At 72.8% G+C, this 26,703-nt stretch carries 28 protein-coding genes and 5 pseudogenes; 19 read left to right on the forward strand and 14 right to left on the reverse strand.

The genetic code is table 11. The features are described 5' to 3' along the window. Positions 1-96: 96 nt before the first annotated feature. Together ACFU5F_RS37605 and ACFU5F_RS37610 are read right to left on the reverse strand one after the other, a co-directional pair. Entirely contained in the window at positions 97-552 is a 456-nt protein-coding gene (locus tag ACFU5F_RS37605) for an SRPBCC family protein (protein WP_383897554.1), read from the reverse strand. Positions 553-561: 9 nt separating this feature from the next. Further along, positions 562-907, reverse strand: a pseudogene (locus ACFU5F_RS37610) (helix-turn-helix transcriptional regulator); the annotation flags it as partial. Positions 908-1,277: 370 nt separating this feature from the next. On the opposite strand from ACFU5F_RS37610, the pseudogene ACFU5F_RS37615 reads away from it, so the two are divergent. From ACFU5F_RS37615 to ACFU5F_RS37635, 5 genes and pseudogenes are all read left to right on the forward strand, one after another. Next, positions 1,278-1,945: pseudogene (locus tag ACFU5F_RS37615) on the forward strand (response regulator). A gap of 31 nt (positions 1,946-1,976) precedes the next feature. Further along, positions 1,977-2,537: a GNAT family N-acetyltransferase gene (locus ACFU5F_RS37620; RefSeq protein WP_383897556.1), complete on the forward strand. Its 561-nt coding sequence runs from the start codon at positions 1,977-1,979 to the stop codon at positions 2,535-2,537. Between the two features lie 193 nt (positions 2,538-2,730). Beyond that, positions 2,731-2,919, forward strand: a pseudogene (locus tag ACFU5F_RS37625) (Y4yA family PLP-dependent enzyme); the annotation flags it as partial. A 58-nt stretch (positions 2,920-2,977) separates the two neighbouring features. Continuing rightward, a pseudogene (locus ACFU5F_RS37630) lies at positions 2,978-3,274 on the forward strand (aminotransferase class V-fold PLP-dependent enzyme); the annotation flags it as partial. 45 nt (positions 3,275-3,319) lie between these two features. Continuing rightward, a complete protein-coding gene (locus ACFU5F_RS37635; RefSeq protein WP_383897558.1) occupies positions 3,320-4,075 on the forward strand; it encodes a class I SAM-dependent methyltransferase in 756 nt (251 codons plus the stop codon). 25 nt (positions 4,076-4,100) lie between these two features. Here the strand turns inward: ACFU5F_RS37635 and ACFU5F_RS37640 are convergent, their stop codons facing one another. The 3 genes and pseudogenes from ACFU5F_RS37640 to ACFU5F_RS37650 all read right to left on the reverse strand — a co-directional run bounded on the left by ACFU5F_RS37640 (position 4,101) and on the right by ACFU5F_RS37650 (position 6,292). After that, positions 4,101-4,751 carry a GNAT family N-acetyltransferase gene (locus ACFU5F_RS37640; protein WP_383897560.1) on the reverse strand — a complete coding sequence of 217 codons (651 nt, stop codon included), beginning with the start codon at positions 4,749-4,751 and terminating at the stop codon, positions 4,101-4,103. A 116-nt stretch (positions 4,752-4,867) separates the two neighbouring features. Further along, positions 4,868-5,943 (reverse strand): annotated as a pseudogene (locus ACFU5F_RS37645) (FAD-dependent monooxygenase); the annotation flags it as partial. Between the two features lie 115 nt (positions 5,944-6,058). Then, positions 6,059-6,292 carry a hypothetical protein gene (locus tag ACFU5F_RS37650; RefSeq protein WP_383897562.1) on the reverse strand — a complete coding sequence of 78 codons (234 nt, stop codon included), beginning with the start codon at positions 6,290-6,292 and terminating at the stop codon, positions 6,059-6,061. A 186-nt stretch (positions 6,293-6,478) separates the two neighbouring features. Here ACFU5F_RS37650 and ACFU5F_RS37655 point away from each other — a divergent pair, with 186 nt between their 5' ends. The 3 genes from ACFU5F_RS37655 to ACFU5F_RS37665 all read left to right on the forward strand — a co-directional run bounded on the left by ACFU5F_RS37655 (position 6,479) and on the right by ACFU5F_RS37665 (position 10,059). Then, complete coding sequence (locus tag ACFU5F_RS37655; RefSeq protein ID WP_383897564.1) at positions 6,479-7,567, forward strand: glutamate--cysteine ligase; 1,089 nt, start codon at positions 6,479-6,481, stop codon at positions 7,565-7,567. 165 nt (positions 7,568-7,732) lie between these two features. Beyond that, positions 7,733-9,460, forward strand: coding sequence for a SpoIIE family protein phosphatase (locus ACFU5F_RS37660; RefSeq protein WP_383897566.1), 1,728 nt, complete (start codon positions 7,733-7,735; stop codon positions 9,458-9,460). A 164-nt stretch (positions 9,461-9,624) separates the two neighbouring features. Continuing rightward, complete coding sequence (locus tag ACFU5F_RS37665; RefSeq protein ID WP_383897567.1) at positions 9,625-10,059, forward strand: ATP-binding protein; 435 nt, start codon at positions 9,625-9,627, stop codon at positions 10,057-10,059. Positions 10,060-10,103: 44 nt separating this feature from the next. Here ACFU5F_RS37665 and ACFU5F_RS37670 read toward each other — a convergent pair whose 3' ends face one another. The 3 genes from ACFU5F_RS37670 to ACFU5F_RS37680 are packed head-to-tail and all read right to left on the reverse strand — an operon-like array spanning position 10,104 to position 11,813. Next, positions 10,104-10,571 (reverse strand): ATP-binding protein, encoded by a 468-nt coding sequence (locus ACFU5F_RS37670; RefSeq protein ID WP_383897569.1) that lies wholly within the window; start codon positions 10,569-10,571, stop codon positions 10,104-10,106. Between the two features lie 39 nt (positions 10,572-10,610). Further along, complete coding sequence (locus ACFU5F_RS37675; RefSeq protein ID WP_383897571.1) at positions 10,611-10,913, reverse strand: DUF5133 domain-containing protein; 303 nt, start codon at positions 10,911-10,913, stop codon at positions 10,611-10,613. Positions 10,914-10,973: 60 nt separating this feature from the next. Continuing rightward, the gene (locus tag ACFU5F_RS37680; RefSeq protein ID WP_383897573.1) at positions 10,974-11,813 is read right to left on the reverse strand and encodes a SigB/SigF/SigG family RNA polymerase sigma factor; all 840 of its coding nucleotides are present in this window, start codon (positions 11,811-11,813) and stop codon (positions 10,974-10,976) included. 385 nt (positions 11,814-12,198) lie between these two features. Between ACFU5F_RS37680 and ACFU5F_RS37685 the strand changes: the two genes are divergently transcribed. Together ACFU5F_RS37685 and ACFU5F_RS37690 are read left to right on the forward strand one after the other, a co-directional pair. Next, on the forward strand, positions 12,199-13,026 hold the full coding sequence (locus ACFU5F_RS37685; protein WP_383897575.1) for an RNA polymerase sigma factor SigF: 828 nt from the start codon (positions 12,199-12,201) through the stop codon (positions 13,024-13,026). 116 nt (positions 13,027-13,142) lie between these two features. Next, positions 13,143-13,547 (forward strand): STAS domain-containing protein, encoded by a 405-nt coding sequence (locus tag ACFU5F_RS37690; RefSeq protein WP_013005977.1) that lies wholly within the window; start codon positions 13,143-13,145, stop codon positions 13,545-13,547. A gap of 181 nt (positions 13,548-13,728) precedes the next feature. Here ACFU5F_RS37690 and ACFU5F_RS37695 read toward each other — a convergent pair whose 3' ends face one another. Beyond that, the gene (locus tag ACFU5F_RS37695; protein ID WP_383897577.1) at positions 13,729-14,160 is read right to left on the reverse strand and encodes a MarR family winged helix-turn-helix transcriptional regulator; all 432 of its coding nucleotides are present in this window, start codon (positions 14,158-14,160) and stop codon (positions 13,729-13,731) included. A 105-nt stretch (positions 14,161-14,265) separates the two neighbouring features. Here ACFU5F_RS37695 and ACFU5F_RS37700 point away from each other — a divergent pair, with 105 nt between their 5' ends. From ACFU5F_RS37700 to ACFU5F_RS37725, 6 genes are all read left to right on the forward strand, one after another. Beyond that, positions 14,266-15,450 (forward strand): PP2C family protein-serine/threonine phosphatase, encoded by a 1,185-nt coding sequence (locus ACFU5F_RS37700; protein WP_383897578.1) that lies wholly within the window; start codon positions 14,266-14,268, stop codon positions 15,448-15,450. Positions 15,451-15,513: 63 nt separating this feature from the next. Beyond that, positions 15,514-16,413 carry an STAS domain-containing protein gene (locus tag ACFU5F_RS37705; RefSeq protein ID WP_383897580.1) on the forward strand — a complete coding sequence of 300 codons (900 nt, stop codon included), beginning with the start codon at positions 15,514-15,516 and terminating at the stop codon, positions 16,411-16,413. Beyond that, a complete protein-coding gene (locus tag ACFU5F_RS37710) occupies positions 16,410-16,850 on the forward strand; it encodes an STAS domain-containing protein (protein WP_383897582.1) in 441 nt (146 codons plus the stop codon). Before ACFU5F_RS37705 ends, ACFU5F_RS37710 begins: the two co-directional genes overlap by 4 nt. Then, positions 16,850-17,290, forward strand: a complete 441-nt coding sequence (locus ACFU5F_RS37715; RefSeq protein ID WP_383897597.1) for an anti-sigma regulatory factor — start codon at positions 16,850-16,852, stop codon at positions 17,288-17,290. Before ACFU5F_RS37710 ends, ACFU5F_RS37715 begins: the two co-directional genes overlap by 1 nt. Next, entirely contained in the window at positions 17,290-18,360 is a 1,071-nt protein-coding gene (locus ACFU5F_RS37720) for a SpoIIE family protein phosphatase (RefSeq protein WP_383897584.1), read from the forward strand. Before ACFU5F_RS37715 ends, ACFU5F_RS37720 begins: the two co-directional genes overlap by 1 nt. Next, positions 18,357-20,102, forward strand: a complete 1,746-nt coding sequence (locus ACFU5F_RS37725; RefSeq protein WP_383897586.1) for a PP2C family protein-serine/threonine phosphatase — start codon at positions 18,357-18,359, stop codon at positions 20,100-20,102. Before ACFU5F_RS37720 ends, ACFU5F_RS37725 begins: the two co-directional genes overlap by 4 nt. On the opposite strand, the gene ACFU5F_RS37730 is transcribed toward ACFU5F_RS37725, so the two are convergent. From ACFU5F_RS37730 to ACFU5F_RS37750, 5 genes are all read right to left on the reverse strand, one after another. Beyond that, positions 20,095-20,520 (reverse strand): MarR family winged helix-turn-helix transcriptional regulator, encoded by a 426-nt coding sequence (locus ACFU5F_RS37730; protein WP_383897588.1) that lies wholly within the window; start codon positions 20,518-20,520, stop codon positions 20,095-20,097. The two genes, ACFU5F_RS37725 and ACFU5F_RS37730, sit on opposite strands and share 8 nt — an antisense overlap. 89 nt (positions 20,521-20,609) lie before the next feature. Beyond that, the gene (locus ACFU5F_RS37735; RefSeq protein ID WP_383897590.1) at positions 20,610-21,419 is read right to left on the reverse strand and encodes an SAM-dependent methyltransferase; all 810 of its coding nucleotides are present in this window, start codon (positions 21,417-21,419) and stop codon (positions 20,610-20,612) included. 35 nt (positions 21,420-21,454) lie between these two features. Then, positions 21,455-21,949: a hypothetical protein gene (locus ACFU5F_RS37740; protein WP_383897591.1), complete on the reverse strand. Its 495-nt coding sequence runs from the start codon at positions 21,947-21,949 to the stop codon at positions 21,455-21,457. Between the two features lie 223 nt (positions 21,950-22,172). After that, positions 22,173-22,424, reverse strand: a complete 252-nt coding sequence (locus ACFU5F_RS37745) for a DUF397 domain-containing protein (RefSeq protein WP_383897592.1) — start codon at positions 22,422-22,424, stop codon at positions 22,173-22,175. 2 nt (positions 22,425-22,426) lie between these two features. Further along, on the reverse strand, positions 22,427-23,248 hold the full coding sequence (locus tag ACFU5F_RS37750) for a helix-turn-helix domain-containing protein (RefSeq protein ID WP_383897599.1): 822 nt from the start codon (positions 23,246-23,248) through the stop codon (positions 22,427-22,429). A gap of 303 nt (positions 23,249-23,551) precedes the next feature. Between ACFU5F_RS37750 and ACFU5F_RS37755 the strand changes: the two genes are divergently transcribed. From ACFU5F_RS37755 to ACFU5F_RS37765, 3 genes are all read left to right on the forward strand, one after another. Beyond that, positions 23,552-24,973: a hypothetical protein gene (locus tag ACFU5F_RS37755; protein ID WP_383897593.1), complete on the forward strand. Its 1,422-nt coding sequence runs from the start codon at positions 23,552-23,554 to the stop codon at positions 24,971-24,973. A gap of 445 nt (positions 24,974-25,418) precedes the next feature. Continuing rightward, positions 25,419-25,973: a DUF6624 domain-containing protein gene (locus ACFU5F_RS37760; protein ID WP_383897594.1), complete on the forward strand. Its 555-nt coding sequence runs from the start codon at positions 25,419-25,421 to the stop codon at positions 25,971-25,973. Between the two features lie 138 nt (positions 25,974-26,111). Further along, the coding region (locus tag ACFU5F_RS37765) for a GNAT family N-acetyltransferase (RefSeq protein WP_383897596.1) at positions 26,112-26,703 on the forward strand (592 nt) is incomplete at its 3' end.

Consider the following 26,703-nt stretch of genomic DNA (forward strand, 5'->3'; position numbering starts at 1 on the left):
GTCGACCGCGCGGGCGCCGGGGAACCCGCCGCGCCCCAGGAGGCGGGGCGGCCGGCACAGCGCGCGGCGGGCGACCAGTCGTCCGCCTGAGGGGCCTCAGCGCTCGACCAGCCGGGCCAGGTTCGCCAACGCCATCCGCGTGCCCGTCTCGTTGTCGGCGGCCGGCACGGCGTCGGGGATCCCTTCGTGCACGACGAGGACGTCGGTACCGCCGTCCGCGTCGGTGAGCCGGGTGGTCATCGTCATCGTGCCGGCCAGCGCGGGGTCGTCCGACTCGAACCGGAGGACCTCGACCACCTCCTCGTCGGGCACGAGACGCGCGAAGTGGCCGTGATAGGTGTCGGTGCGGGACGAGGACTTGCCGGTGCCGGTCGGCGCGTCGTAGGTGAGGGAGACCCGGAACCTGCCTCCCTCACGGGCGTCGAACTCGTGCACCTCGCCGCTCATCCCGTCCGGGACCCGCCATCGCGCGATCGCGTCCGCGTCCAGCAGCGCCCGGTACACATCCGCGCGTGCGGCGTTCACATGTCGGGAGACCCTCGTCGCGTACATGGGCCCAACCTAACCCCCGGACTCACGGCTCCGTTCGGTCAGCGCCCGCAGCCGGAACTCGCGGGGTGCGAGGCCGTGGGCGGCGCGGAAGGCACGGGTGAAGTCGGAGGCGCGGGGCATCCCCCAGCGGGCGGCGATGACATGGATCGGTGTGAAGGGCAGGGAGGGGTCCGCCAGATCGCGGCACGCCCTCCAGGCGCCGGGCCCGGATCCAGGCGGCCACGGTCTCGCCGCCCGTCTGCCGCTGGGAGACGCGGTGGAGGTAGCTGAGCGAGATGTGGTGCGCGGCGGCGATCACCGGTGGCGTCAGTTCCGGATCGTGCAGGTTCTGCCGGATGAACGCCTGGCCGCGCTGCAACCGTCACGTCACAGCGGCACGCGGCGACAGGGGGCCGGTGTCGAGGCCACCCTCGCCTGCGGAGGGGCCTACGAGTGGTACCGCGGTACCACCGGAGCGCCGAAGTGTCCCCCGCGGTCCCACGGTCGCGGGCGGCCTGGCTCACGTGGCGGCCGGAACCGTACGTGCCAGGGTGGCCGACACCGGCGTACCGGCGGGGGCACCCGGCCGTCCGGGGCACGGCCTGGTCGGCATCCGGCAGCGGGCCGCGATGTACGGCGGTACCGTCACCCTCGGCCCCCGTGACACGGACACGGCTGGATGGTGGACGTCACGCTCGACGCACCCCCGGCCCCGCGACCTTGCCGGCGTCAGGAGATCATCAGCCATGACCACCGTGCTGATCGCCGACGACCAGCCCCTGCAGCGGCTCGGCTTCCGCATGCTCCTCCAGGGCTCCCCCGGCCTCACCCCGGTCGGCGAGGCCGAGCACGGCGGCGAGGCCGTCCGCCTGACCGCGCGCCTACGCCCCGACGTCGTCCTCGTGGACATCCGCATGCCCGGCATGGACGGCCTGGAGGCGACCCGTCGCATCGTCGCGGCCGGCGGCCGCACCCGCGTCCTCATCATGACCACCTTCGACCTCGACGAGTACGCGTACGACGGGCTGCGGGCCGGCGCCGGCGTTTTCCTCCTCAAGGACGCCCGCCCCGAGGAACTCGTCGCCGGTATCCACGCGGTCGCCACCGGCGACGCCGTGGTGGCCCCCAGCCTCACCCGCCGGCTCCTGGACGCCTACGCCCCTCAGGTGCTCGCCCCCTCCGGCACCCCTCCTCCGGCCGACCCGCGGCTGGCGAGCCTCAGCGAGCGCGAAGACGAGGTGCTGGTCGCGATCGGCCAGGGCTGGACCAACGCGGAGATCGCCGAGCGGCTCTCCTGACCGAATCCACGGTGAAGAAGCACGTCGGCCGGGTCCTCGCCAAGATCGGGGCCCGCGACCGCGTCCAGGCCGTGATCACGGCGTACGACGCCGGGCTGGTGAGAGCGAGGTCGTAGCCACGGGGCCGGGTGTGCGAGGCTGACCGGCATGACGGTGCATCAAGTCTCGGAGTTTCGGCAGCTGACGAGCCCCGAGGAGGTATCCCCGGAGCTCGGACGGGAGATCGCCCGCTGCTGGGAACTCGTGGCGAACGCCGGTGGCGCGGTGCTCGCCACCGAGTTCCCGCCCCTGCCCGTGCATGCGCACGACGTCGGCCCCGTGGTGGACGCGCTTGTCCGGGAGCTGCACCCCCGGCACGGCAGGCTCCTCGTCGCCACCGTCGGCGGCTCGCTGGCCGGCTGGCTGGTCGTCCGGCGGGAGCGGCATCCGCTCGGCGCGCACTGCGGCACCGTGAACCACGTCCAGACGCATCCGCGTTTCCGCGGCCTGGGGATCGGCGCCGCCCTGATGCACCGCGTCCATGACATCGCCCGGGACGAGATGGGCCTGGAACGGCTCCAGCTGTCCACCCGCGGCGGGGTCGGCCTGGAGGAGTTCTACCGCAAGGTCGGCTGGGCCGAGGTCGGCCGCTGGCCCGGCGCGCTGCGGATCGCGCCCGGCGACGACCGGGACGCGATCCTGATGAGCCTCGCCCTGCGCGCCGGCTGACCCCTCCCGCCCCACCCGGTCCGCCCGCCCCACCCGGCCCGCCTCGGACCGTCCCGTTTCAGCCGTCGGCCCTCGGGAACAGCCCCTCCCCCGCCGTGCCCGGTTCCGGACGGCCCGGCGGGGGAGGGATACGGTCGTTACGGCCGGTCGCCGACAACCGGTACGTCTTCCTCGGTGGGGAGGGACAGCTGGGGTGAGCGACGACGACCCGTTGTACCTGGAACCCCGGCTGGAGCCGCGCACCGCGGCCCTCCCGGACTCGGCACCGCTGCTGCACACCCTGGTGGACGCCCTCGGCTCCCCGCTGAACGTCCTCCTGCCGGACCAGATCGCCGACAACGTGCGGCGCTTCCTTTCGGTTCTCGACCGTCACCGGGTGACGTCGGCCCGGAGGTCCACGGTGTGCTGATGGATCCCGTGGTCCTGCCCGCGCGTCCCCGCGGCTCACGGACGGACTGGACCGGATGGACGCCTACGAGGTGCTCGGCTGCCGCGCCGGCCTCACGGCCGGTTCCCAGGTTCAGCGGCGCCGCAGCCTGGTCGCCTTCCGGCACCGCGGGATCGGCTCACGGGACCTCGGCTTCATCCTCTTCAGCCACGGGTTCATGGTGCGCACGGACGGCCATTGCCAGGCGGGCCGGGAGGCGGAGGAGGGGTCGGTACGGGTCGGCCTGCATGTACACAACACCCCCGAGGACATCGACGCGGTGCTCTCCACCCTCACCAGTCTGCAATGATTTCCATTAGCAGAGGTGGGACGGGACGGGGGCGGTGCGACCGGCATGGATGTGAGCACGGCGACGGCGGCGCGATGGGTGGAGCGCTGGGAACGTCAGCAGCAGCTGTACGCGGTCGACCGCGAGGAGCGGTTCGAGGTCATCGCGGACCTGGTCGAGCAGGTGACGCGCGGCTGCCCCGCCCCCCTGGTCATCGACCTCGGCAGCGGCCCCGGATGCCTGGCGGCCCGGCTCGCCGGCCGGCTGCCCACGGCCGAGGTGCTCGCCGTGGACGCGGACCCGCTCCTGCTGGAACTCGGCAGCGCCCACTACGGCAGCGCCCTGCGGTACGTCAGGACCCTGATCGGCGCACCCGGCTGGCTCGACACCCTCGGCCTGGCCCGTCCCGCGGACGCGGTGGTGTCGACCACCGCCCTGCACTACCTGGGCACGGACACCCTGCGACGGGTCTACCAGGAGCTCGCCGGTCTGCTCCGCCCCGGCGGCATCCTGGTCAACGGCGACCACATCAGTCCCGACTCGGCGAAGGTCTCCGAACTCGCGCTCGACCTCGGCCGCCGCCGCGCCGCCCGGAGCGCCGCCTCCCCCACCGAGGACTGGGACACCTGGTGGGCCGGCGCGGCCACCGACCCGGAGCTGGCCCCCTTCCTCGCCCGCCGGGACGAGGGCGGGCGCCCCCGGTGCGAGGGCAACGACCTGACCCTGTCCGGCCATGTGGCGCTGTTGCGCGAGGCGGGTTTCGAGCACGTCGGAGCGGTGTGGCAGGTGGGTCCCAGCCATGTCCTGACCGCCGTCCGGTGAGGCGGTGCGTGATGCGTGGCCGGGGTCAGGAGACCGTCGCGGCGGGCGGCCCGCCGCTCTCCCGCGTCGCGCGCCCGAGGTAGGTCACCGGGCCGGGGTCCGGGACCTGTATCTCGTGGAAGCCCACGCGGTCGTAGAAGGCACGGGCCGGGGTGTTGGCGGTGGACATGCAGAGGTGGACGGCGGCTGTCCCGCCGGTGTGCAGGGCCCGCAGGAAGGTGCGCATCAGGGCCCGGCCGAACCCCCGGCCCTGCCAGGCGGGAAGGAGGTCGATGTGCAGGTGGGCGGGATACGGGGCGAGTTCGGGCAGGACCATGCGTTCGGGGCGGTGCAGGAGGGCGGCGATCTCCTCGTCGGGGGTGGCCGCGGGGCCGAGGGGTGCCGGGTAGCGCTTTGCGACCCGGGGGAGCCATCGGGCGCGGAAGGCGTCGACGAAGGCGGGGGTGTCCGCGGTGCCGAGGATGTAGCCGACGGCCCGTCCGCGGCCGTCGTCCAGGACGAAGGCCAGTTCCGGCTCCAGCTCGGCGTACGGGGTGGCGAAGGTCGCCGGGAAGACGCCGGGATCGGTGTGGAAGGGCCTGCTGTCGCCGCCGTCGCGGGCGGTGCGGACACAGATCTCGTGGAGGTCGTCGTGGTCCCCGGGGTGGTACGGACGTACTGCGGGAGGCGAGGTCATCCCAGCATCCTGCGCGGTGCCTCACGCTCCCGGCAACCGTCCGGGGGCGGGCGGGCGTGCCCGCCGGCACGACGGCGCCCGCCCCGTACGACCGTGCCCCGCCCAGGTGGCCGCGCTCAGCAGGTGGGGGCGCCGAACCAGCGCGGGAGCCGGTCGAGGAGGTCCCGCCGGTCCTCGCCGGCCCACGCCACGTGGCCGTCGGGGCGCAGCAGCACCGCGGGCAGGTCCACGTCCTCGGGCGTGTCGACGACGTGGTCGATCCGGTCCGCCCAGCCTTCGACGGAGAGCGTCCCGGCCGGGTCGAGCAGCAGGCCACGACCGTCTCGCGTCAGCTCGTAGAGACGACCCCGCCCCAGCCGTACGTCCCGCATGCGCCGGCCGAGGAGGTGGTGGCCCTCGCCGAAGTCGTAGCGGACGTCGACCGCGGTGATCATCCCGGTGATGTACCGGTTCACCTCCTCGAAGTCCATCAGCTCCGCGAGCAGTTCCCGCAGCGCGGTCGGGCCCGGACCGGAGCCCAACAGAGTCATCTGCGCGCGGGTGTTGGCCAGCACGCGGGCGGCCACCGGGTGGCGCTCGGTGTGGTAGCTGTCGAGCAGCCCCCGGGCGCCCAGCCGTTGACGGCGGCGGCCAGCTTCCAGCCGAGGTTGAACGCGTCCTGCACCCCGAGGTTGAGCCCCTGCCCGCCGGTCGGCGGGTGGACGTGCGCAGCGTCGCCGGCCAGCAGCACCCGGCCGACCCGGTAGCGCTCGGCCTGCCGGGTGGCGTCGCCGAACCGGGAGAGCCAACGCGGTGAGTGCACCCCGAAGTCGGTGCCCGCGAAGGCCCGCAGCTGCTTCCTGAACTCGTCGAGGGTCGGCGCGGCGGTCCGGTCCTCGGCCACTGACTCGGCGGGCACGAGAACGCGGTAGGTCCCGCCGTCCAGGGGAGTGAGGCCGAACCGCAGTTCGGTCTTGCGGACCTTCTCGACGGCAGCGGTGATCGTCGCCGGGTCCTCCGTCGCCGCCATGTCCCCCAGCAGCGTCTCGACCGTGGCCGGTTCGCCGGGGAAGGCGACGCCGAGGAGCTTGCGCACCGTGCTGCGGCCGCCGTCGCAGCCGACGAGATAGCGGGCGCGCAGCCGTGTGCCGTCCGCCAGCTCGGCGGTCACGCCGTCCTCTGTCGTTTCCGGCACCTTCCGACACTCCGCCCCCGGCACCACTGCTCCGGCCGGTTCGCGCGACGGCACAGGCCGTGCCCACAATGGCGCATGCCGGGAACGGAGTGTCCGACGTTCTCCCGGACCGCTGACGGCCCGGGTCGGGCCGTCAGCCGCTCAGGCGGCGGTGCAGGAGCTGCTTGCCCAGGTCGGCACCCTTGCGGCTGTCGGCCTGTGCCTTGCGGAACAGCTCGGCCACCTCGGTGTCCTTCTCCCGCTCCGCGTCCTCGATGTACGTCTCGAGGCGCAGCGCGTTGTTCAGGCAGGCCTCGACGTACCAGATCAGGTTGTAGTCCTTGTCCGCGGTACCGGTCACGCGTCCGGTCTCGGTGGTGCTGGTCACGTTCTCCTCCTCCTGTCGTGGCGGACAGGGCGCCGCACCTGCCCGGCGCGGCCCCCGAAGCTCCGCCCGGGTACCCGAGGCCGTCGCCGTGTACACGGATCCGTCCCGGGCTTCGGCCTGCGAGGTGTCCCGGCGCCGTCCGAGGGCACACGGCTGTCACCACCTAGCGCGAAAGGGCCAGATGACGTGCGTACCGTCGGAGTGGAAGAGGAACTCCTGCTGGTCGATCCCGAGACCGGCGAGCCGCGGGCCCAGGCCGCGGCGGTGCTCGCGCGGGCCGCGCAGGAGGGCGCCGGCCAGGACGTGTTCGAGAAGGAGCTGCACGACGAGCAGCTGGAGTTCGCCACCCATCCGCAGTCGTCGATGGCCGAGCTGGGGGCCGAGATCATCCGCTGCCGCAAGGACGCGGCGCGCCACGCGGAGGGGCTCGGCAGCGCGGTGGCGGCACTGGCCTCTTCGCCGCTGCCGGTGAGTCCGACGATCACCATGAACAGCAGGTATCTCTGGATGGCACGGGAGTTCGGCCTGCCCACACAGGTGCAGCTCGTGTGCGGCTGCCATGTCCATGTGTCGGTCGAGTCCGACGAGGAGGGCGTCGCCGTCCTGGACCGTATGCGGCCGTGGCTGTCGGTCCTGACGGCGCTGAGCGCGAACTCCCCGTTCTGGCAGGGCCGGGACAGCCGGTACGCCAGCTATCGCACCCAGGTGTGGGACATGTGGCCGATGGCCGGGCCCGCCGACGTCTTCGGTTCGGCGGAGCGGTACCACCAGTGCGTCGAGGACCTGATCTCCACGGAGGTCGTACGCGACCAGGGGATGATCTACTTCGACGCGCGGCTGTCCCAGCGGTATCCGACCGTCGAGATCCGGGTCGCGGACGTCTGTCTGCACCCCGACACCGCGGTCCTGGTCGCGGCCCTCGCCCGGGGACTCGTGGAGACCGCCGCCCGGGAGTGGCGGGCCGGTCTGGAACCGCTCCCGCACAGTGCGGGGCTGTTGCGGCTGGCCGCCTGGCGGGCCGCCCGTTCCGGCATGTCGGAGGCGCTCCTGGACCCCGCGACGATGCGGCCGCGGCCCGCCGCCGAGGTGATCCACGCACTGCTCGACCACGTCGAGGAGGCCCTCGTCGACCACGGTGACGCCGAGCTCGCCCGCGCGTCCGTCGCGGAGCTGACGGGGCGCGGCAACGGGGCTCGGGTGCAGCGCGAGGTGATGGAGCGGACCGGGAGCCTGCGCGAGGTCGTCTCGGCGTGCGTACGGCACACTCAGGCGTGAGTCCGGCGGTCCCGCGGCCTTCGTGGGACGGGGTCCGAGCCGTCGGCTCGGACCCGTGCGCGTAGGCGGCCGTCGACCGGGGTACTGCGTGAGGCACGTAGGACGGAGATGGACCGCCGTGCGTGCCGCGGTCTCGTCCGCGACCGGAGCAGGAGGAGCCCGACCATGAGCGCGTTCAGTCCGGATGACCTGGATCGACGGCCGTCCGGCCAGGATGTCCGGTCACCGGACGGGCTGCCCGATCTTCTGCACGCGGGCATGTACCTGGTGCGGGACAACGGCGTCATCGCCGCGGTGAACGCCCGCGCGGAGGGACTGCTGGGCCGCCCGGCCGACGAACTCGTCGGCCGCGACGCCCACGACCTGCTGCACCGCGACCACCTCGGGCAGATGATGCCCCGGTCGTCGTGCACGATGATGCAGGTGTTCCTCAGCGGCCGCACCGGTGGCGGGGACCGCGAGTGGTTCGCGTGCGGCGACGGCACGCTGCTGCCGGTGACCTGGCTGGTGACCCCGTGCGGCCTTGCGGACGGCACCACGGGCGCCGCCGTGCTCTTCTACGAGAACGCCGTCGGGGACGAGACGATCCGGCCCACCGGGTCGACGACGCTGTCGCAGCTGGACCGGCTGGCGCTGCTCGCCGAGACGACGACCCGGCTGACCTCCACCCTGGACGCCGACGAGGCCGTCGCCCGCCTGGTCCGGCTGGTCGTGCCGCGGCTGGCGGACTGGGCCGTCGTGGACCTGATCACCGAGAGCGACGACGTCTGGCGGACGACGGTGGCGACCCACCACAACGGTGTCGTGGTGCGGCGCGAGGATCTGGAAGGCCCGCTGCCGCCGGTGCACGAGGAGTCGTTCATGCCGCTTTCGCGGGCCCTGCGCGGGGCGGCGTCGGCCCTGGCCGGGCCGGAGACCTATCAGGGGCCGCCCGATTCCGGGATCACGGTGGCACAGCAGAACCTGTTCCAGGTCACGGGTCTGCGCTCGGCGGCGATCGCGCCCATTCGCGGGCCGCGCGCGGTGCTCGGCGCCCTCACGCTGGGGCTCAGCGACCGGCCGGGCGCTTTCGCCGACGCCGAGCTGTCCCTGCTGGAGGACATCGCCCGCCGGGCCGGGCTGGCACTGGAGAACGCGCGTCTGTACCAGCGTCAGCGGCACATCGCGGAGACCATGCAACGCCATCTGCTGCCCCAGATGCCGGAGGTGCCGGGACTGCGGATGGCCGCGCGCTACGAGTCGGCGTCGGAGTCCTCACAGGTCGGCGGCGACTGGTACGACGTGTTCCCGCTGTCCGACGGTGCCACGGCGGTGGCGATCGGCGACGTCGTCGGGCACAACATCGACGCGGCGGCGGGCATGGCGCAGGTCCGCAACATGCTCCGGGCCTACGCCTGGGCCCTGCAGGAGCCGCCCAGCGTCATCATGGAGCGGCTGGACCAGGCGGTGGTGAACGTGGCCGAGGCGTCCATGGCCACCCTGATCTTCGGCCGGGTGGAGCGGGACGACGAAGGGTGGACCCTGCGGTGGACCAATGCCGGGCATCCGCCGCCGCTGCTGATCACGCATGACGGCCGGTCCCGGTTCCTGGACGAGAAGCACGACCATCTGCTCGGCACCGGCCTGACCCGGGCCCGCTCGGACACCGTCACCCCGCTGCCGCCGCTGTCCACGCTCGTGCTGTACACGGACGGCCTGATCGAGTCGCCCGGGCAGACGCTCGACCGGGGCATGGCCCGGCTGCGGCAGCACGCCGCGGCGCTCGCCCACCGGCCCCTGCACGTCTTCTGCGACCTGCTGCTGGAGCGGGCCCGTCCCGTGGACAACGACGACGATGTGGCCCTGCTGGTCCTGCGGACCCCGGCCCAGGACGGTGAGCCGGATGACCTGTAGGACGCCGACACCGATCAGGGGCACCGGAGAGGCACTGTCTTCCTCAAGGCCCCACACATCCCTACGCTTTCGCACGCGTAGCACCTCCGCTCACGGGAAACACGAGCGTCGGAGGGGGACACGACATCGCGTCCGCCTCAGGAACCCGAGCGGGGGAACACAAGTTGGCCACAGAGTCACGTAGGGACGAGAAACTGCCTGCCGAGGAGATCTACGACGGTCACGCCGCCTTCGCCGGAGAACTGGGCGACGTGACAGGGGCGCGTACGGCCGCCGAGGGATTTCTCGGGGTCCTCTCGCGTACCTCGCCGCCGGCGGCGGTCGAGCACTGGGACGACATCCTGCTGGTGGTCACGGAGCTGGCCGCGAACGCGGTGCAGTACGCTCCGGGGCGTTTCGAGCTGACACTGCGCCGCACCGTCGACGGGGTCCATGTGACGCTGGGAGACACGAGTACGAGGTCCCCGGCGCCGCGTCCCTTCAGCCCCAGCAAGGGCGGCGGCGGGATCGGCTGGTATCTGATCCACACGCTGTGCGACGAGGTGAGCGTGGTGGTGCACGAGCACGGCAAGGACGTGCACGTGTTCCTGCCCTGGTGAGGCAGGGGGGCCGGGGTAGGGGCAGCGGGTGCCGGGGTGCCGCGTCAGGTCAGCGGCACCAGCACGGTGATCGTCTTGCCGCCGGCCGCGTGGTGCACGACGCGGACCTGGCGGGACAGCCGGTTGATCAGCGGCCATCCGTATCCGTTGCCCTCGTGGGCGCGCGGAAGCGCGCCGTGCCCGTGGAGGTCCACGGGCACGGCGGCGCTGTGGTCCCGCACACTCAGCAGCACACCCACCGGGGTGAGGTGGACATCGAAGGCGGCGAGGCCGCCGCCGTGCCGGATCGCGTTCGTGACGAGTTCGGACACGACGAGCAGGAGATCGACCACGGCCTCCTCGGACGCCGCCCCGGCCGGGGAGCGCCACCGTTCCGCCACGAGCGCGCGCACACGACGGCGGGCCGCCGCCGCGGTGGTGATCGCGAGCGGCGGCCGGGCCGGCCGGGTGGACACCTCCGGGACGGGAGCGGTGTCGTGGTCGGTGAGACGGTGGCGTTCCGTCGGCGTCACGGGACGTGCGGGGTCGGCGCCCCGGGACGGCCCGGCCTGTCAGTGTTCATGGAGCGCCGCATACCCGCTCGCGCGCGAAGCATGACTGTCGGTCTCCGAAAGGAGGATCACGCGCTTCCCGCACAGCTCGGCGGTCGCGGTGGCCTGGGCCGCGGCGAGTTGGCCGCGGGCCGCTTCCAGCGCCTGGCGTATGTCGCGGGTGCCCGTGGACACGCACAGCGTGTACGCCAGGTCCTGCGCGCGCCGCACGGTGTGGGGATCGCTCTGCTCACCCTCGTGGGCCACGAGTGACTCGTACTCCTCGACGAGCCTGCGCAGGGTCGCGGGGTGGGGCATCAGCATCTGTTTCGCTCCTGGGTGATCCGGTGACGGCGGAGGGGCAACGGACGAGGCGATGGAGGCCTAGGAAGAGGGCTCGGTGCGGCCGAGGGCTTCCTCCCGGACGCGGGCGCAGCTGCGGCTGATGAGCCGGGAGACGTGCATCTGGGAGATGCCCAGGCGGTCGGCGATCCGGTTCTGGGTCATGTCCTCGAAGAAGCGCATGTAGAGGATGGCGCGCTCGCGCTCGGGCAGTCGGCGCAGCCCCTGCTTCACCGCCTCGCGGTCCACCACCACGTCGTACGCGGCGTCGGGGGCGCCGAGGGTGTCGGCGAGGTTGTAGCCGTCGTCGCCGGAGGACATCTCGGCGTCCAGTGACAGGGCGCTGAAGCTGTCGAGCGCCTCCATCCCGGCGTTGACCTCCTCCTCCGTGAGTCCGGCGAGGGCGGCGATGTCGGCGACCGAGGGCTCGGCGGAACCGCCGGAGGTCTGGCTGAGTTCACGGCGCGCCACGCGCACCTTGTTGCGGAGGTCCTGGACCCGGCGGGGGACGCGCAGCGTCCACATCCGGTCGCGGAAGTGCCTCTTTATCTCGCCGGTGATGGTGGGCACGGCGTAGCTCTCGAACGCCCCCCGCTCCGGCTCGAAGCGGTCCACCGCCTTGACCAGGCCCATCGCGGCGACCTGGCGCAGATCCTCCAGGGACTCGCCCCGGTTGCGGAAGCGGCTCGCGATGCGGTGCGCCATGGGCAGCCAGGCACGGACGAGTTCGTCCCGGACGTGGTCGCGTTCGGGCCCGGGGTCCATCGCGGCGAGCCGGGCGAAGGCGGTGGCGGTGTCGGGGGCGTCGTCGTGCGTCCTCCTGTCGGGTGTACCGGGGCGTACGGAGGTGCCGGGACCGTTCGCGGACACATTGACCAGCATGAGAAATCGCTCCTGAACGACGCTTTCAGGGACTTGCGGCGGGAAACGGTGGAGGGCGACCAGGTCCTTGTGCGGACGCTCCGCTCCCGCCGACCACCTCCGATCCGGAGGCGTGGGACTCCGATTGCCCCCCGATTCCGTGGGCAAACAACCATCTGCGCATTCGCGGTGACAGAGTGGCCGGCTCCGGCTCCGGCCGCCGCGGGAGCCGGTGGTGACTTCCGGCCAGAGTGGTGCGCGACACGGCCTCTTTCGTGTTCCGGGGGGACTGAGTCGCCGGTTCCGGGGCAAGCGTGGGTTGGCAACGAGGCTCTGGGCGAGAGGGGTGGACAGCATGGCAGCCGTGACGGCACGTACTACTACGGCCACGGCACGGGGGAGGGTCATGACGGAGGCAGTGGACCTCCCGCTGATCGAGGACCCGTCACAGGTCAGGCCCAAGGACGCGCGAGCGATGTCGCGGCAGTTCTTCGACCGGCTGGCCGTGCTGGACGAGGGCACGCACACGTACCAGTACGTGCGCAACACGCTGATCGAGATGAACCTGTCGCTCGTGCGGTACGCGGCCTCGCGCTTCCGGGGGCGGGAGGACTCCCTGGAGGACATCGTCCAGGTCGGGACGATCGGGCTGATCAAGGCCATCGACCGGTTCGAGCTGTCCCGGGAGGTGGAGTTCACCACCTTCGCCGTGCCCTACATCGTCGGCGAGATCAAGCGGTTCTTCCGGGACACGAGCTGGGCGGTGCACGTGCCGCGGCGGCTGCAGGAGGCGCGGGTGGAGCTGGCCCGCGCGACGGACGAGCTGCAGTCCCGGCTGGGCCGGATGCCGACGACGCGTGAGCTGTCCGAGCTGATGTCGCTGTCGGAGGAGGAGGTCATCGAGGCGCGCAAGGCGTCCAACGGCTACAACACCTCCTCGCTCGACGCGGCCCTCACCTCCGACGGCGGCGAGGACGGCGACGCCGTGCTCGGCGACCTCATCGGCGAGGAGGACCACTCTCTGCAGCTCGTCGAGGACTTCCACTCACTGGCGCCGCTGATCGCCCAGCTCGACGACCGTGAGCGGCGCATCATCCACCTGCGGTTCGTGGAGGAGTGGACCCAGTCGCAGATCGCCGAGGAGCTGGGGGTGTCGCAGATGCACGTGTCCCGGCTGATCAGCCGGATCATCAAGCGGCTGCGCACGGGACTCCTGGAACCCGGTGTCGCCTGATCGGGCCGGTGTGTCCGGACGATTCGCGGGTATGCGCACGGGCGCATCGCCGGGCGATGCGTCGAATTCCGCACATCGGGGCACCCGTCCCGATCGGTAGCGCCTTGGAGGCTCCTGTGTCCGTTGCCCACAACCCACTGTCGATCAAGGTCGACCTCCCCCGGGACGACGCCGTGCTGCTCACGATCGAAGGGGAACTGGACATCGACACGGCGACCGAGCTGCAGCACCACCTCGCGAACCAGCTGCGCCACGGCCGGCGGCATTTCCTGCTGGACGTGTCGGCCGTCCCCTTCATGGACTCGTCGGGCATGAACATCATCCTGCGGACCTACCAGGAGGTGCGGCGGATCCCGGGCGGTGTCTATGTCATCGCCCCGACGGCCGCCGTGCGCCGCATACTCGACCTCACCGGTGTCAGTCTCACCGTCGCCACGGTGGACAGCGTGGACGAGGCGCTGGCCGCCGTCGATTCCGGGCAGGTCGCCTCGCTCCCGGACGAACGACCGGCTGAGGAATAGCCGTTGGCGACGCGTCGACGCACCGACGGACCGTGCCGTTCGGCCTTTTCCGTCGGTGCGTCAAGGCGTAGCCATGGCCAACAGTTGTCGTTTGACAACTATGGCCGGAAGGCAACAGAGTGAGCCGGGCCAAGAGTGTGGGAAAGGTTGGGATGATGCTGTCGGACCAGGTCGGCGGCGGTCAGGCGCTCCGGGCGTCCTCGGCTTCCGACTCGTGGATCTCGGCCGCCGCGGTCGCGCAGAACGCCTCCAGCCCCTCCAGCAGCGCGGTCCGCTTCGCGGCGGGCATCTGCTCCAGCACGGATCGCAGGGCCCGTTCGCGACGATCGCGCAGGTCCATCAGGAAGGCCTGTCCGCGCCGGCTCAGCCTCAGACACAGTTCGCGCCTGCTCGCCGTACTGACACGGCGTTCGACGAAACCCACCGCTTCCAGGCGGTCGCAGAGCCGACTGGTGGAGGGTGGCGTGGAACCGAGCGCGTCGGCGAGCATCCGCAGGTTGATGCCGTCGCTGTGCTCCAGGATGAAGAGCACGCGGAGCTGGGAGGCGGACACCGGAGCCGTCGAGGCGCGTCCCCAGAGGACCTCCAGCAGCTCGGCCGCCTCGGAGGTCACACGAGCCACCTCGTCCGGCCGCGGGTTGGAGGAGGAAGTCACGGGCCCACTCTTCCAGGCATCTCGAACACTGTCAGCTCTGGAAAGAATGGCGTATCCGACATCGTGAACAGATTCGTGGCAGCCGAACGGGCGCTTCGCTCCGCTGCTCCGCACCACCTGCTCGACGCCCTGCGCGACGAACTGGACGGCGACGCCTGGTCCGCGCGGGAGGTCGAACTGTACCTGGCCGACTACTCGCTCACCGCGCTGCGACCGGTGTCCCCGCGCCCGGACCCGCCGGAACCCGTGCCGATGCACGGCGGCCCGACCGGCCGGGCGTTCGGGGCGCAGGAACCGTACCTGGAGAAGCGCGGCGACGGGCGGGTGCGGGCGCATCTGCCGGTCACCGTGCGCGGTGACCGGCTCGGCGTGCTGCGTCTGACGCTGCCGTCCGCCGCGCACGCCGAGGAGGTCCTGACCGAACTGACCGAGCTGGCCGGGGTCCTGGCGCACGAGCTGGTCGTCGCGGAGCGCGACACCGACCTGTATGTACGGGCGCGGCGCGCCAGCCGGCTGACCCTGGCGGCGGAGATGCAGTGGCAGCTGCTGCCGGCCCGCTCCTCCACCACCGCGGAGTACGCGCTCGGCGGCCAGCTGGAACCCGCCTACGCGATCTTCGGCGACAACTTCGACTGGTCCGCCGACGCCGACCGCCTGATGCTGTACGTCACCAACGGCATGGGCGAGGGCATCGAGGCCTCCCTGCTGACCAACCTGGGGATCAACGCGCTGCGCAACGCCCGGCGGGCCGGTGTCCCCATCGCCGACCAGGCGGCCCTGGCCGACCAGGCCCTCCACGCCCAGTACGGCGGGGCCCAGCACCTGTCGGTGCTGCTGCTGGACCTGGACCTGGCCACCGGGCAGCTGCGGATCGTCGACGCGGGCTCCCCGCGGATGCTGCTGCTGCGCGAGGGGAACGTCTCCTCCATCGCCCTGGACGCACAGCTGCCGCTGGGCATGTTCGAGGAGACGCAGTACACCTCCCAGGAGCTGACGATCGAACCCGGTGACCGGCTCGTCTTCGTCAGCGACGGCGTGTACTCCGTGGCCACGCCCGGCGGGGAGGAGTACGGCGAACGCGCGCTGGCCCGCGCGATCAACGCCACGCGGCTGCTGCCCGCCGCCGACGTCCCCGGCGCGGTGCTCAGGGAGCTCTCCGGTCACCGCGGCACACCCGTGGCGGACGACGACGCGCTCGTGGTCTGTCTCGACTGGTTCGGCCGGGGGGAGTCCGCCCGAACCCCCTGATGAGTTCGCCCGACAGTCGTCTCCCGCAAAAGGGGAGGCGCGCCAGTGAGTGAGGAGACACCCGTGCCGGAACAGGACACGGCAGACCGGCAGTTGACACCGGCGCAGGAGGTGGCGGAGTTCATGCGCCGCCGCCAGGAACAGATCGCGCAGCGCTGGGCCGACGCGGCGCTGTTCCGCACCGTCTTCACCCACTCCCGGGACGAGGCGGTGGAAGCGGGCCGGGCCGTCGTGGACGCGCTCGCCGCGGTGGCCGCCGCGGAGAGCGTCGAGGACGCGGAGGCCGGCGGCTTCCATGTCGTGCGCGAGCAGCTCGCGCGGACGGCCGCCTCCCGGGCGCGGGCCGGCTCCACCGTCACGCAGATCTCCGCCGAGGTGGACGCGCTGCGGCCGCCCGTCACGGAGCTGCTGGTCGCCGAGTTCGCCGCCGCACCGGCCACGCATCTGCGGGAGTGCACCACGACGCTGACGGTCCTGATGGGCACCCTGCGTCTGGTGGTGCTGGAGACGGCTCTCAACGAGGGCGAGGAACTCATCCACCGACAGCGCCTGCAGTTGATGGAGGTCGCCACGCCGGTGATCAGCCTGTGGGAGGGCATCGTCGCCGTCCCGCTGATCGGCACGCTGGACAGCGCGCGCAGCCAGGTGGTGATGGAGCGGCTCCTCGACTCGATCGTCGAGCAGCACGCCCGGTTCGCCATCCTGGACATCACCGGCGTCCCGACCGTCGACTCACTGGTGGCCCAGCACCTCATGAAGACCGTGGCCGCGGCGCGGCTGATGGGAGCCGAGTGCATCGTCTCGGGCATCCGGCCGCCGATCGCGCAGACCATCGTCCACCTGGGCATCGACCTCAGCTCGGTGCTCACCCGCACCAGCCTCGCGGACGCCCTGGCCTACGCGCTGCGGGAGCTGGGCACGGACATCGTGTCCCGCGGCCCGGCCGGTTCGGGGCACAGGTGAGCGGCGATCTCTTCGCCGCGTACGGCGGTCCGTCCTCGTACGGGGCGCCCGTACCGGTGCTCAAGCTCGGCAACGTGCTCCTGGTGTCGCTCCAGGGCGATCTGCACGACGGCGCGGCGGAGCAGCTCCAGCAGGACATCAGCTCCACCGTGGTGCGCAGCGGCGCCACGGGCGTGGTCATCGACCTGTCCGGGGTGGAGATGGTGGACTCGTTCCTGGGCCGGGTGCTCGGTGACATCGCCGCCCAGACGAGTCTGCTCGCCGCCGGGACCGTGGTGGCGGGCATGCGTCCGGCCGTCGCGATCACGCTGGTGGAGCTGGGGCTCACCCTGCCGGGACTGCGTACCGCGCTCAGTACCGAGGACGCGTTCCGTCTCCTCGGCGAACCGCATCCTGCCTTCCCCCGCCGGGGACACGCACGCCAGGAGAGTCCGTGATGCAGACCGCCGGCGGCATCTCCGCCTGCCTGCCGATCCACTCGGACCTCGATCTGGTGTGGGTACGTCAGCATGTGCGGCAGGCGGCCGCCCAGCTCGGCTTCGGTCTGGTCGAGCAGACCAAACTCGTCACCGCGGCCAGTGAACTGGCCCGCAACACCCTGGTCCACGGCGGCGGGGGGCAGATGGAGTGCGAGCCCGTGGACAAGGGCGGCGCGCGCGGGCTGCGGCTGGTCTTCAGCGACGAGGGCCCCGGCATCCCGGACCTCGACCAGGCCCTCGTCGACGGCTACACCTCCGGGGAGGGGCTGGGCATGGGCCTCGGCGGCGCCCGGCGGCTGGTCCACGAGTTCGCGATCGACAGCCGCCCGGGCTCGGGCACCGCAGTCACGGTGACGTCCTGGATGCCGGGTGCGCCGCGCCCGCGCGAGGAGCGGTGATGCCGCGCGTCTGGGAGGTTCCGGTGCACGACTCGACCCGGGTGCGCGACGCCCGGGTGGCCGCCGAGGCGGCGGCGGCGCGGGCCGGGCTGGACGAGGACCGTGCCGCCGGCTGCGCGCTGGTGGCCACCGAGCTGGCGACGAACCTGCTCAAGCACGCCGGTGGCGGGCTGATACTGCTGGACGTCGTCTCCCGCCCCGCGCCGGAGCGCGCGGACGGCGCGGCGCCCATGGTGCAGATCGTGGCGATCGACCACGGCCCGGGGGTGCGCGACGTGGCGGGCGCGCTGCGCGACGGCTTCTCCACGACGTCCTCGCTCGGCGCGGGCCTCGGCACCTGCCGCCGGGTCGCCGACGACTTCGACCTGCACAGCACGGTCGGCCGGGGCACCATCGCCCTGGCCCGGCTCGGCGCCCGCCCCGCACGCCGCGGCGGTCCGGCCCCCTCCCCCGCCTCGGACGTACGCGCCGGTGGCGTCAACGTGCCCTTCGCGGGGGCCGAGTTCTCCGGCGACGCGTGGGCGTGGGTCCGCGAGGGCGACCTCACCACGCTGATGCTCGCCGACGGACTGGGGCACGGTGTGGCGGCGGCCCGCGCCTCCTCGGCGGCCGTGGAGCAGCTGTACCGCGCGCCCGCGCTGCCCCCCGCCGAGCTGCTGCGGCGGCTGGAGGGCGCGCTGCGCGACACCCGGGGCGCGGCCGTCGCCGTCGCCCAGCTCGACATCGCCGCGGGCAGGCTGCTGTTCTCCGGCATCGGCAACATCGGGGCACGGCTGCGCACCGGCGCGCAGTGGCAGCCGCTGCTGTCACGTCCCGGCATAGTCGGTGCCCACCGGGCGGCCCGTCTGCCGCAGCACGCGGCGGACTGGGGGGCCGACTGTCTGCTCGTGCTGCACAGCGACGGTCTGCCCAGCCGCTGGAGCCCCGGACCCGCCGCCCACAGCCCCTCCCTCGACCCCGCTGTGATCGCCGCCGTGATCGTGCGCGACGCGAGCAGCCCCGCCCGGCCGGTCCGCGACGACACCACCGTCGCCGTACTGAGCCCCTCCCCGCCGGACCATTTCCCATGACCCGTACCTGGCATGTCAGCTCCATCATCGACGCCGCCCGGGCCCGTATCGCCACCGCGCGGCTGGCCGCCGCGCACGGGGTCTCCACGACCGACCGGGCGCGGCTGGTGTCCGTGCTCTCCGCGCAGCTGCGGCAGTGCCTCACCAAGGGGGGCGGGTGGCTGCTGACCGCGCGGGCCACGACGGCGGGGCCCGGCGGCAGCCGGTTCCTGGTCGAGGTGACGTCGGCGAACCGGCGGCCGGGTGAGTTCCGCCAGCCGTGGCGGTTCACGGTCGCCTGCTCCGGGGAGGGGCGCCTGCCGGACAGCGGGCAGGTGCCCGGTGATCCCGAGACGCTCGCGGAGGCCCTGTTCGGAGCCGACGAGGACGCCGCGCTGCTGCTGGAGAAACTCGACGGGCAGGAGGCGCTGGTCACCTTCCACCGCGAGGAGCTGCACCAGACCAACCAGGGTGTCCTCGCCCTGCACGCCGAACTGGACGCGGCCGGGCGCGCGCAGCGCGACCTCTTCGCCGCCGAGCAGAAGGCCCGTGAGGAGGCCGAGAGCGCGCGCGGCCGGCTCACCTTCCTCGCCGACTCCAGCGCCGCCCTGACCGCCTCCCTCAACCCCGACGCGATCGTGCGGCTGCTGCCCACGCTCCTGGTGCCCCGGTACGCGAGGACCGCCGACGTATGGCTGTTCGACGGGGAGGGCGACCTGGCCCGCGGCGGTCCGCGCCCGGCCGCCGCCGTCGTCGCGGCCCGCCGCGGACGCCCCCAGTACGCCGCCGACCACCCGGGCGGGCTGCCCGGCGTCGACGACCAGCCGCCCTCGGCGCTCGCCCCCGCCCGGCCCCTGCTGTGCGTACCGCTGATGACCCGGGGCGCGCCCCTGGGCGTACTGACGCTGTCCCCGCCGGACGACCAGCGCTGGGACGCCGACGACGCCGTGATGCTGATCGAACTGGCCCGGCGCGCCGGGGTCGCGCTGGAGAACGCCCGGCGCTTCGAGCACAACCGCGACATCGCCGAGACCCTGCAGCGGGCCCTGCTCACCGAACTGCCCACCACACCGGGACTGGGGCTGGCGGCCCGTTATCTGCCGGCCACGCGGGGCCTGAACATCGGCGGCGACTGGTACGACGCCTTCCGCCAGCCCGACGGCAGCCTGATCACCGTCATCGGCGATGTCACCGGGCACGGTCTGCGCGCGGCGGTGATGATGAGCCAGCTGCGGACCGCGCTGCGCGCCTACGCCGTGGACGGCGAGACACCCGGCCGGCTCCTCACCCGTCTCCATCTGTTCCTGCACCATCTGCAGCCCGACCTGTACGCCACCGCCGTCATCGCGCGGTTCCATCCGCGCGAGCCCACCCTCACCTGGGCCGCCGCGGGGCATCCACCGCCGGTGCTGCGCGCGCCCGACGGACGGGTGACGGTCCTGGACGCCAAGCCGGGCGCGATGCTCGGCATCCCGCTCCACCAGGAGATCGCCGACCACACCGTCCCGCTGCCGCCGGGCTCGACCCTGGCGCTCTACACGGACGGGCTGGTGGAACGCCGGGCCCAGGGCATCGACCCGGGCATCGACCGGCTGGCGACCGCGCTGGCGGAGCTTGAGCCGGCCACGCTCGACGGCGATCTGGAGGACTCGGCCGACCGGCTCCTCCAGCCGCTGCTGGACGAGGAGCACGAGGACGACGTGTGCCTGCTGCTCTGCCATGTGCGCAGCGGCACCGGGCGGATCCCGGCGCGGCTCAGCTGACGGAGCCCCCCAGGGCCCGCAGCGCCTGCTCGACCCGTGCGCGCTCGGCCGGCGGCATCGCCGCCAGGGCGTCGGCCAGCCGCGCCGACAGCCGGTCGGTGATGTCCGTCAGGAACCCGACTCCGCGCTCGGTGACCACCAGGAGCACCTCGCGCCGGTCGCCGTGCCGGACGCGCCGCTGGAGCAGGCCGGCCGACTCCAGCCGGTCGCAGAGCCGGCTGGCCGTGGGCAGCCCCACCCGCAGGCTCTCGGCCAGGGCGGTCAGGTTCAGCTCGGGCCGCCGGCGCACCGCCCGCAGCGCCAGTATCTGTCTGGGGGACAACCGGGGGGTCACGTCCTCGACCGCCGAGAACCACAGGGGCACCAGATTCTCCACGGCGTCGAGAATCTGCCGGTCGATGTCGTGGGGGCCCGTCATGCGGGGGGGCCTACCCGAAGTGCCCCGGAGTACTCTGCCGTCCCTGCCGGCTCGCCCTACCCGGATCGCCGCGCGCCGGTCCGGTGCCGCTACGCCTTGTGGGCCACTCCCCCGTACACGTCCGTCGGCTCCGGGTTCGTGCCGGGTTCCGGACGCCACAGCGGGCAGGAGACGATGCCGGGCTCCAGCAGTTCCAGGCCCTCGTAGTACGCGTGCAGCTGCCGGGGGCTGCGCAGCACGTAGGGGACGGCGCCGGTGTCGTCATAGCCGTCCTGGGCGCGCTTGAGCTCGGCGTCGGTGTCCGTGCTGTCGTAGTGGACGAAGTAGCTGCCCGACGGCAGGGCGGCCTGGAGGCGGCGGACGATGGCCTGTGCCTCGTCGTAGTCCTGGATGTGGCCGAGGATGCCCATGAGCATCAGTGCCACGGGCCTGTCGAAGTCGAGGATCTTCCCGGCGGCTTCGAGGATGGTGTCCGGGTCGCGCAGGTCCGCGTCGACGTAGTCGGTGACGCCCTCGGGGGTGCTGGTGAGCAGGGCCTGGGCGTGACGCAGCACCAGCGGGTCGTTGTCGACGTAGACGATGCGGGACTCCGGGGCGACCTTCTGGGCGACCTGGTGGGTGTTGTCGTACGTCGGCAGGCCCGTGCCGATGTCCAGGAACTGGCGGATGCCGCGCTCGCGGGCCACGAAGGTGACCGTGCGGATGAGGTACACCCGGGAGGCACGGGCCATCGTCTCGATGTTGGGGGCGATCTCGCGGTAGGCGTCGCCCGCCTCGCGGTCGACCTCGTAGTTGTCCTTGCCGCCCATCCAGTAGTTCCAGATGCGGGCCGAGTGCGGCACCGTGGTGTCGATCTTCGACAGTGCTTTCTGGTCGGGGGTGGGTTGGAGGTCTGCCATGGGTACTCTCCTGCCTCACATCGCGTGGTCGTACATCAACCTATCGTCAACTGCCCGGCGTGTTGCCAGAGTTGGGACGGAGGAGCAGCGGGGGTGCGCAGGGGGCCGCCCGGCTCCCCGGTGTCGAGGGTGACCACGGGTACGTGCTGGGCGAGGGTGCGGAAGACCCGGGCGTAGGCGGTGGCGGCCTCCGTGACCTCGGCCGTGGTCAGGTGGAGCATGGCCCCGTCGCGTTCGGCCACGGCGTCGGCGAGGTCGAGTGCCTGCATCCACGTCACCCGGGAGCGGCCCCGGCGCAGCGGTCCGTGCACGAGTTCCGCGATGAGGTGCCCGTCGACGGCCAGTCGGCCGGGGCCGTCGAGGAGTTCGCGGTAGGGCAGGGCCGGGTCCAAGTGGTGCAGGGCGGGCGGTACGTGCCGGACCTCGAAGCCGAGGTCCGCCAGTTCGCCCACGAGACGGTCCCGGCCGGGACCGTCGTGCCCCTCGACGACGAGGGTCCGGTACCGGGTGAGCGCGGGCGGCGGGATCATCCCCGCCCCGCCGCGGCGACCGGCAGGGCTCGGCCCGGCTCACGAGTCGGCACGACCATGCCGCTCCCTTCGGGTGGTGCGGCGGGCGTCGCCCTCGCGATCCCGTACGCGGCCTGGAGATGCCCCCAGTCTGACCACGACCGCGGGACGGGGGCAGTGCGCGCACGGGTTGTCCGGTTGTGAGGCCGTGGTGCCCCCGGTGGCCGGCGCGGCGCGGGAGGGGTCAGGCGATGAGGAAATCGGCTTCGCCGGCCTTGGCGCCCGCCAGGAACGCCGTCATCTCCTCCCGGGTGTAGACGAGGGCGGGGCCGTCCGGATCGGTGGACTGGCGGAAGGCCACACGGCCGTCGGCCAGGCGCTTGGCCTCGACGCAGGAACCGCCGTTCGTGCCGCTCCAGGGCTTGCGCCAGCCCTCGGCGCCGAGTTCGGGAGCGGGCATGCCGCTGTGGACGGGGCTGTCGGGTGTCCTTGCCATGGTCACAACTCCTTGCGTAGTGCCGCCAGGATGTCCCTGGTCCGAGCGACCGGTTCCGCCTGCACGGACATCCGGTCCAGTACCTCCAGATAGGTCACGACGTCCGCGGGCTGGTCGACGTACTGGGCGCCCGCGAGGCCCTCGGTGTAGACGATGTCGGGGAGTTCGGAGAAGCCGAAGCGGAAGTAGTGGAAGGGGCCGAACGCCCCGGGGTGGGGTCCGGCCGCGAAGCGCATGATCTGGATCCTGACCTTGGGCCGGTCCGTCGCCTCGGCGAGCCGGTCGATCTGGGCCCGCATCACCTCGGGGCCGCCCACGGGCCGGCGCAGCACGGTCTCGTCGAGGATGGCCCAGACGGCCGGCGCCTCGGGTTTGGCCAGCAGGTCCTGGCGTCTGAGGCGCAGGGCGACCCGGCGGTCGACGTCCTCCGGGCTCGCGTTCGGAAAGCCGACCCGCATCAGCGCGGCGGCGTAGTCGTGGGTCTGCAGCAGACCGGGGACGTACTGGGGTTCGTAGAGACGGATGACGGCGGCTTCGCTCTCCAGGCTCACGTACGCGCTGAACCACTCCGGCAGCACATCACGGAACTTGTGCCACCAGCCGGGCTGGTTGGCCTCGCGGGCGAGGGCGAGGAAGCCCTCGATCTCGCTGCCCGAGACCCCGTAGGTGCGCAGCAACTCCTTCACGTAGGGGATACGGAGCCCGACCTCGGCCTTCTCCATGCGGCGGACCGTCAGCGCGGTGACCTCGATGGCGCGGGCGGCGTCGTCGAAGGAGACTCCCGCCTGTTCCCGCAGCTGGCGGAGCCGCTTGCCGAGGACCATGCGCAGGACAGTGGGCGCCGCGGGAGCGCTCCCTCCGACGCGGGTCTCACTCACGTGCAACCTCCCGGGACGGGATCCACAGCGTGCAGTGTGCCACGCGATCCGTTGACACGGACAGGTCTTCGCGGTTCATTCTGAAATTATCAGAACGCCGGTTGCGGGCTGAGTTGTTCGGCCACCATAGTGACGGGGTGACCTGCCGCACACGCACGGCAGTGTCCTCGAACTCCTCCGGCCCGCCCAGGAGTTGGCGCCACGGCGGGCACGGGACAAGCCGCGCGCCGACTCGATGCGACAACCTGGATGGCCGCCGTGACGAACGGATCACACGGATTACCGAGGCCCCCGGCCAAAGCGGCCGGCGGACCCAACAAACCGCTGGCGGCGGCCCTGAAGGAGGCCGGCTGCTCGTACGCCTCCCTCGCGCTCCGGGTCAACGACCTGGGCCGCTGCCAGGGCGCGGACACCAACTACGACAAGGCCTCCGTCACCCGCTGGCTCCAGGGCCAGCAACCACGGGGCAGCACACCGGAGTTGATCGCGGCGGTCCTCGGCGAACGGCTGGGCCGCGCGCTCACCCCGGCCGACCTCGGTTTCCCGCTCGACCGCGGACGGCCGGTGACGGGGCGGGCGTTGCTCTACACCGAGAACGTGGCGGAGACCCTGCACACCCTGGCGGAACTGGGCTCCACCGACATCTCCCGGCGCAGTCTGCTGGGTTCGGTGCCGTTCGTGCCGGGCGCGCTCGCGAACCCCCAGCGGGCCTGGCTGCTGTGGCTCGTGGAGAGCCGGGACGCCCCGAGGCTCGCACCGGTGTCGGGCGGCGGGCCGGTGGAGCAGGTCCACGCGATGCTCCGCATGTTCGACGAGATGGACAACCAGTACGGGGGCGGCGGCATCCGTACGAGCATCGTGCAGTACCTCACCACCGAGGTGGTCCCCCTGCTCCAGCAGCGCGGCCTGCCGCCGCACCACCGGCGCGAACTGTTCGCCGCCGCCGCACGGCTGGCCGCGATGGCGGGCTGGAGCTCGTACGACGCCGGGGAGTACGGCCTCGCCCAGCGGTACATGACGCAGGGCCTCAGGCTCTGCGCGGAGGGCCGCGACCATGTGCTGGGCGGGCAGATCCTGGCCGGCCTGTCCCATCTGGCGACCAGTCTGGGCCGCCCCGACGAGGGGGTGGCCCTGGCCCGGGCCGGGGTGGCCACCGCCAAGGACTCCGGCAGCCCGCTCGGCCTGATGCGCCTGCACGCCATGTCCGCGCGCGGCCACGCCGCGCTGGGCCGTCCCCGCGAGACCGCCGAGGCCTTGCGCGCCGCCGAGAAGCAGCTCGACGCGAGCCGGGGCGCCGCCCAGGAGTCGCCCTGGGTGCGGTTCCTCGACCACCACTACCTCCAGGCCGAGTCGGCGGTCTGCTTCCGCGACCTGGGCCTCGCCGCGCAGGCCGAGCACACGGCGGGCGAGTCGGTGCGCGCCCATGCCGACCGCCGTCGGCGTCAGGCCATCAGCCGGTCCGTCCTCGCGACGGCCCACCTCCAGCAGAACCGCCTGGACGAGGCGATCGCCACGGCCACCGTCGCGCTCGAAGCGCTCAGCGGTGTGCACAGCGAACGGTCCATCCAGGCCCTCCGTGACTTCCGGGGCCGGCTGGCGTCCCGCCGCGACGAACCGCTCGTACAGGACTTCGAACGCCGGTCGCGTGTGGTGCTGGGGGCGACCGCTTGAGGCCGGCGCGGCTCGACGGCCGTCCGACGCCTGCCGGGCCGACCCACGGGGACGTCCCACCTGCCGAGGGGCGGGGCCGCGTCGATGTGCACCACGGCCGAGAACCCGCACGACGCGAGCCACTACCCGCCCGCAACCGCACACCCCCTCCACCACCTGGCTTTTCCCTCGCCCGGTGCTGTTGTCTGCGACAACAGCACCGGCGGCCCGCCACGCCGGTCGGCCCCACCAACCCCGAGGAGACGGAGAGAGACGATGACGGCAGTCCGGGTCGGCGTACCCCGCCGACGGATCCCCGCGGCGGGGTACGCCCCAGGCCGGAGCGGCCACGACGCTCCGCACGGCGGGGCGGGCCGCTCCCGGGACGCGGCGAGGATGCCTTGATCCCACACGAGGCGAGGTTCCCGCTCACCGTCCGGGAGCCGCTGTGAGGGGCGCCCCGGCCATGGACTCCACATCCGGGCCCGCGTCCGGCGCGGCACCACCGCCGCGTGGGCAGGTGCTCGCCGCCGAGCTGGTCCGCAGGGCCGAGGACGAGCGGAGGCTGGCCCGGGAGGCCCGGTCGGCGCCCACCGCACGGGCTCGCGATCGCATCGCCGAGTGCCACGTCGGCAACGGCGACGCCCTCCGCACGATCGTCACCCGCCACGGCTGGCCCACCGCCGACACGGTCGGCGAAACCGCCTCCACCGCGGCCCTGATGCTCCTGCTGCACGCCCCCGACCTCGGGTTCCAGCTCCGCTGCCGCGATCTGATCGCCGAAGCGGTCGCGGACGGCCGCTGCCCGGCCGTGCACCACGCCTACATCGCCGACCACTGCGCGGTCGCCCTGAGCCAGCCCCAGTTCTACGGCACCCGGATCAACCCCGGCACACTCTTCCCGTACCCCATCCGCCACCCCGAGACGGTCGACGAACGCCGCCACGACGTCGGCCTCGGCCCGCTGGCCGAACACCTGCGGGCGGTGCGGTGGGGGCTGGGGGCGAGCGGGGGGCTGTAGCCACCGGGCCCGACCGTCGGCACGGTCGGGCCGGTGAGGACTCCCCGCGCCCACGCACGCCGGGTGCGCAGCGGCGACCACGATGCCCGGAACGGATATTCGATCGTCCGCGCCCCCTGTTCACACTAGGTTGGCGCGATGTCCGAACTGCGCACCGACCGTCTCCTCCTGCGCTCCTGGCGGGATTCCGACCTGGCCCCCTGGGCCGCCATGAACGCCGATCCCGAGGTGCGCGAGCACTTTCCGGGTGTCCTCACGAGAGAGCAGAGCGACGCGTCCGCCGCCCGCTTCCAGCACGACCTCGACCGGCGGGGCTGGGGCTGGTGGGCGGTCGAGGTGCGCGCCACGGGCGAGTTCGTCGGATTCACCGGTCTGGACCCGGTGGACGAGGGCATGCCGTTCTCCGGAGTGGAGGCGGGCTGGCGGCTGGCGCGTACGGCCTGGGGTCACGGCTACGGCACCGAGGCCGCGCGGGCGGTCGTGGACTTCGGCTTCGCACGCCTGCACCTCCCGGAGATCCTGGCGGTGACCACCGCCGCCAACCTCCGCTCCCAGGCGGTGATGCGGCGCCTCGGCATGACCAGGGACCCGTCCGACGACTTCGACGACCCGGAGATGCCGGAGGGCCCGCTGCGCCGCAGCGTGGTGTTCCGGCTGGCGGCCCACGTCTCCTGGCCCCGGGTCCGGGGCGTCGGCCGACGCCCCGGCCCCCCCCCCCCCCCCCCGCACC

The organism is Streptomyces sp. NPDC057438 (assembly GCF_042802995.1).
GTDB lineage: Bacteria > Actinomycetota > Actinomycetes > Streptomycetales > Streptomycetaceae > Streptomyces.